This is a genomic window from Candidatus Ulvibacter alkanivorans (assembly GCF_003333325.1).
GTDB classification, from domain to species: domain Bacteria; phylum Bacteroidota; class Bacteroidia; order Flavobacteriales; family Flavobacteriaceae; genus Ulvibacter_A; species Ulvibacter_A alkanivorans.
The window spans coordinates 1-5,127 of sequence record NZ_QOLC01000023.1 but is presented as its reverse complement, the minus strand read 5'-3'; the positions used below and the strand labels follow the sequence as shown (position 1 = coordinate 5,127).

Genomic DNA, 5,127 nt, shown 5'->3' with positions numbered 1-5,127 from the left:
TTATCGACTATACTACGTAGTAAGTTGTTTATTTACTGCTAGTTAGCAAATTAAAAAGTTTTGATGATTTTAATTACCTTCTTCTTCACCCTCGATAGCAATGATGGTCTTGGGCGATGGCGTGATGGAAGGTCTATTAAGGTCTAATCCTGCTCCAGAATTTGTCAATAATACTACCGAAAAGTTTCCGGTATCTTCGAAGCTATTCTCGGCTACCATTAATTCTCGTAAGTTTCTGTGATTCGCTAATCCGGCCGGAATCTCACCGCTAAGGTCGTTATCGAATACATTAAAGACTGTTATATTTTCTAGTGTTCCTAACACAGTGGGTAAGGTGCCCGTAAAATTATTGCTACTTAAGTGAAGCTCTTCTAACAGGCTAAGCTGCCCTAAGGTTGCAGGAACCGGACCACTCAAGTTGTTACTGTTAAAAGCCAATGTTTTTAGTTGTGTTAAATTTCCTAATGACTCTGGTAGTGATCCACTAATCTTGTTGAATGAAAGTTCTAAAGCTGTTAAATGTTCTAGGTCTCCAATCGAGTTAGGAAGTTCCCCTTCAATATTGTTGAACAACAGTTGGATAGCAGTTACTTTATTATTGGTTACTGTTACGCCTTCCCATTGCGATACAGGCTCATTAAGGTTCCAAGTATTTACCCAATGTTCACCTTGAGTAGCTAAGTAAAAATCGATTAGGGCTTGTTTTTCTTTAGGGCTAACCTGTGCTACTAAAAGTGCACAAACAAACAGGCTTAGGCTGGTAAGTAGGATTCTTTTCATAAGTCGGGGGTTAAGTACATTCTTACAATTTCAAGTAAATTAAAGAAATTATACTTTAAACAGCAAAAAAAATCGATGAACTACATAATTTATTTTAATGATCTTTAGCTACTTGGGCTAAAAACGGTTTATACACCTCATGCGTTCCTTCAAAAGTTTTAATTTGAAGTCGGTTACCAAATAGGTTTTTCCCTTTAAGATGTTCTTCTGTCTTTCGCGCTTCATTTATGTATTCATCGTTCGTACCGTAGAGATAGGTAACCGGCGTTTTAGCCGACAGATAATTAAAGTCTTGAGGTGTCAATTCCACAGGAATACCACCTGAATGAAGAATGAGGTGGTCACATTGTATATTTCGACTAGACAGCCAACGCGTTGCAATGGAAACACCTTGCGAATAGCCCAATACGATAAGCTTGTTTGCGTGCTGCAAGGCTTCAGCTTCAGCTTTTGCTACGCTGTCGATGTAGCGTAGGACATTCTTTGTTTCTTCAGAAGTATTTTCACGCGTAAGCCAAGAGGCACCAACATGTTTGAACTCGGATCCTTGATAATATTTTGAAGGCGCTTGTGGTGCAATAATGTAGTTTTCTTCCGAAGAAAGCTCAGAAAAATACCGAATAAAATACCTGCTTAAATATCCCATCCCGTGAAAAACCAACCATACATTCTTGGTTTTTTCGGTAAATTTATTCGCTACCGAATAGCTATTAATTGTTTGATAAGAAACCTGCTTTTCTAAAGCCATACTAGCAATCATTTTGTATTTTTACAAATGTAAACGAATCCAATGGAGAATTCTAAAGAATCCTTATTGCGCAAGTTTAATGCGCTAAGAAAAAATACCTTGCTGGAAACACTTGCTATCGAGTTTACCGATGTGACCGAAACTACAGTAACCGCTAGTATGCCGGTAACTCCAAAAGTGCATCAACCGGACGGAGTCTTGCATGGAGGTGCTTCGGTGGCTTTAGCAGAGACTATTGGCAGTGTAGGCGCAATGTATTTTATGAAGGAGGAAAATATAACGATTAGAGGTATTGAGATTGCTGCCAATCATGTAAAAAGCGTTCGTGACGGATACGTGCATGCTACAGCATCGATACTTCATAAGGGAAGAACAACCCAACTCTGGCAAATTAGGATTACAAACGATGACGGTGCGTTGGTTTCTATGGTAAAACTAACCACTATAACTTTACGTACATAGATTGTATGGATAAAAAAATACTCCCCAAACAAATTCTCGAGCACTACGCTAAGCAACTTCCCTTTGTTCTTTATGCATTACCGGAAAGTGAGCATGTGGTTGCAGTGCTTCAGAAAGATGATCAATTACATACCATAGAGGAGTTCACAGTTTCTAGTTTTGTGTTAGCTCCATTTACTTTTGAACACCGTGCCATATGTATCCCGGAAGCAGAGAGCACCTTGCTCAAGCTCCCGTTTTCAGAAATGACAGAACCCTTTAAGCGTGTGAATATTGACGATGCAACTGATGAAAAAGAGGCTTATATCGAACTTGTGAAGAAAGCACTTTCAGAAATAAGAAGGAAGAATGCTGAAAAAATTGTGGTTTCTCGAAAGGTAGAGATAGCGCTAAAGCACTTGGAGGTCGAAGAGCTGTTCGCGCGATTATTTACAGCAAAAGATCAAAGTTTTAGATACTTGTGGTACCATCCAACGACCGGAATTTGGTGTGGCGCAACGCCCGAGGTATTGGTTACCACCCGGGAAGACTCATTTGTTACCATGGCGTTGGCCGGCACTCAACCTTATTCTAAAAATCTTCCTGTTTACTGGGGCGACAAAGAAATAACTGAACAACAGTTCGTTACCGACGCTATTACGAATAATCTACAGAAAGTTACCTCGGTAATGAAGTTGTCTAAAACCTATACCCATATTGCAGGAAATGTAGCGCATTTAAGAACCGATATTACAGGAATGCTAAAAACCGGTAGAACGACCTTACAGAGTTTAATACAAGCATTACACCCTACGCCTGCTGTTTGTGGCACACCTACAAAGGCTGCGAAACGCTTTATACGAGAACAAGAGGAATACGATCGAGCGTATTATACGGGGTTTCTAGGACCTATCTGTGATGATAATAAATGCTCTAATCTGTTTGTGAACCTTCGCTGTATGAAAATTGAAAATGAGACCGCGACCATTTTTGTAGGTGGTGGTATTACGATCGATTCTGATCCGAGTGACGAATGGGAAGAAACTCAAAATAAAATGCAAACCATGTTGCAGGTACTGCAACCAATGCTTTAATATTTCTGGGGTAGTTCGTATCTTTACACCGCATGAAATTTTCTTCGAAAGCACTGTCCCAAACTATCACGCAACTCTGCTTAGCCAAAGGGATCGATCATATTGTGATCTCTCCCGGTTCACGAAATGCACCACTAACCATAGGGTTTACGCAGCATGAGGACTTTCATAATTTTAGTATAGTCGATGAGCGCTCCGCCGCATTTTTTGGTTTAGGTCTTGCACAACAACTGCAAAAACCTGTGGTGCTGGTTTGTACTTCAGGCTCTGCATTACTAAATTATTACCCGGCGATCGCGGAAGCGTTTTACAGTAATATTCCCTTAATCGTATTGTCTGCAGATAGACCATCGCATCTTATTGATGTGGGTGATGGACAAACCATTCGACAAGAAAACGTATTCGACAATCATATACTATACAGCGCCAACTGCAAGGAGGGTGGTAGTCATCAAGTGTACAATGAAACGGAGATGAATATAGCGCTAAATACGGCCATCGAATTACAGGGTCCTGTACATATCAACATCCCATTTACAGAACCTTTGTACGAAACCTCAGAAACAAGCACTGTGTCGCCTCAAGATGTTCCGGTTCGGATTTCTTCGGAAGAAGAAGTGATAGATTTGGATGCAGTCACCGAGGCATGGAATGACAGTCCTAAAAAAATGATCGTAGTAGGAACGCTGTTTCCCGATAGTGTTGAAAGACAATGGTTGGATGCACTCGCTCATGATAAAAGCGTGATAGTCCTCACGGAGACAACGTCAAATCTGCATAACAATAATTTTTTTCCGTGCATCGATCAACTTATAGCTCCCTTGTCTGAAGCTCAGTTATCAACATTAGCTCCGGACGTGTTACTCACTTTTGGTGGGATGATTGTTTCCAAAAAAGTAAAGGCATTTTTACGGTCTCATTCGCCAAAGCATCATTTTCATGTGCATCCAAAAACGGCCAATGATACCTTTTTTGTGTTAACGGAACATATTCAGGTCACTGTAAATAGCTTCTTAGCCTCTTTTATTCCGAAGGCAGCTAAAACCAATAGCAACTACCGCGATACTTGGCTTGCCATAAAGGAGGAACGCATATCGAAACATCGTGCATTTGTGGAAACAGCACCTTTTTCCGATTTTTTAGTCTATGCGAGAATTATTGAACAATTACCAGAGCCTTTACAACTGCAACTTAGCAATAGCACCGCTATACGATATTCTCAATTATTTGACCTTCCGAGTGAGGTAAGGGTTTTTTGTAATAGAGGGACTAGCGGTATAGATGGTAGCAACAGTACTGCTATTGGTGCGGCTTACATTTCGAGCACACCGACATTGTTGCTTACGGGCGATCTCAGTTTCTTCTACGATAGCAATGCTTTTTGGAACGACCATATACCTAATGATTTTCGAATTATAGTGGTGAACAACAGTGGTGGGGGTATCTTTAGAATTCTTCCCAACGCGAAGAAAGCAGCCCAATTTGAAACGTTTTTTGAGACCAAGCACAACTTAACGGCACGACCTATATGCGAGCTATACAATTTGGAATATGCTTCAGCGAGAGATGCAAGTGACGTAAAAGAAGCCTTAGACACTTTTTATGCCCCATCGAACCGTCCTAGATTATTAGAGATATTTACTCCTTCCGAAGTAAACGATGAAGTTCTTAAAGACTATTTTAAACGTATTAGTTAGCGAGTAGCTCTTTTCCCCAAAAATAGGCGCTTTTCATATCGTCGAACACCTTAAATGGTTTTTTAAAAAATTTCGCTTCTAATTGTGCGTTACTGCGACCACGTTCGGTCGTGCTAACAATTCCAATCCCTTTTAAGTTTGGAATCATATCCAAATACTTATAATCAGTTGGGTTTACCGAGTAGGAGTTGATGCGATTAGAAATTAAAAAACAAGGCTTAGATCCAATAATTTTTATGACCTTTAGTAGGATCGTAAAGCCGGTTTTGTAAGAAAGGTTAATTCCTTCGAATGCTTCTACAACAATAAATTCTGGGTAGAAATAAACAGTAAGGATTTCAGTTTCAAGAACATCCATTAACTGAAC

Annotated in this window: 6 protein-coding genes; 3 read left to right on the top strand and 3 right to left on the bottom strand. The window is 40.0% G+C overall.

Going from position 1 to position 5,127, the window contains the following annotated elements; genetic code table 11:
* Nucleotides 1-69: 69 nt before the first annotated feature.
* Both DWA30_RS01180 and DWA30_RS01175 read right to left on the bottom strand, forming a co-directional pair.
* On the bottom strand, nt 70-780 hold the full coding sequence (locus DWA30_RS01180; RefSeq protein ID WP_114490705.1) for a leucine-rich repeat domain-containing protein: 711 nt from the start codon (nt 778-780) through the stop codon (nt 70-72).
* Between the two features lie 94 nt (nt 781-874).
* Nucleotides 875-1,528: an alpha/beta hydrolase gene (locus tag DWA30_RS01175; RefSeq protein ID WP_114490706.1), complete on the bottom strand. Its 654-nt coding sequence runs from the start codon at nt 1,526-1,528 to the stop codon at nt 875-877.
* A gap of 42 nt (nt 1,529-1,570) precedes the next feature.
* Here DWA30_RS01175 and DWA30_RS01170 point away from each other — a divergent pair, with 42 nt between their 5' ends.
* From DWA30_RS01170 to menD, 3 genes are read left to right on the top strand one after another with little or no spacing between them, the layout of a single operon-like run.
* Nucleotides 1,571-1,990: a PaaI family thioesterase gene (locus DWA30_RS01170; RefSeq protein WP_114490704.1), complete on the top strand. Its 420-nt coding sequence runs from the start codon at nt 1,571-1,573 to the stop codon at nt 1,988-1,990.
* A 5-nt stretch (nt 1,991-1,995) separates the two neighbouring features.
* Entirely contained in the window at nt 1,996-3,063 is a 1,068-nt protein-coding gene (locus tag DWA30_RS01165) for an isochorismate synthase (protein WP_114490703.1), read from the top strand.
* 32 nt (nt 3,064-3,095) lie between these two features.
* The gene (gene menD / locus DWA30_RS01160) at nt 3,096-4,760 is read left to right on the top strand and encodes a 2-succinyl-5-enolpyruvyl-6-hydroxy-3-cyclohexene-1-carboxylic-acid synthase (protein ID WP_114490702.1); all 1,665 of its coding nucleotides are present in this window, start codon (nt 3,096-3,098) and stop codon (nt 4,758-4,760) included.
* On the opposite strand, the gene DWA30_RS13220 is transcribed toward menD, so the two are convergent.
* Nucleotides 4,753-5,127: hypothetical protein (locus tag DWA30_RS13220; RefSeq protein ID WP_114490701.1), on the bottom strand; the 375-nt coding region annotated here is incomplete at its 5' end. The genes menD and DWA30_RS13220 overlap by 8 nt on opposite strands.

Bases quoted from the DNA above. Each gene is read 5' to 3' on its own strand.
- DWA30_RS01180 (WP_114490705.1), bottom strand. From the start codon at position 780: ATGAAAAGAATCCTACTTACCAGCCTAAGCCTGTTTGTTTGTGCACTT.
- DWA30_RS01175 (WP_114490706.1), bottom strand. From the start codon at position 1,528: ATGGCTTTAGAAAAGCAGGTTTCTTATCAAACAATTAATAGCTATTCG.
- DWA30_RS01170 (WP_114490704.1), top strand. From the start codon at position 1,571: ATGGAGAATTCTAAAGAATCCTTATTGCGCAAGTTTAATGCGCTAAGA.
- DWA30_RS01165 (WP_114490703.1), top strand. From the start codon at position 1,996: ATGGATAAAAAAATACTCCCCAAACAAATTCTCGAGCACTACGCTAAG.
- menD (WP_114490702.1), top strand. From the start codon at position 3,096: ATGAAATTTTCTTCGAAAGCACTGTCCCAAACTATCACGCAACTCTGC.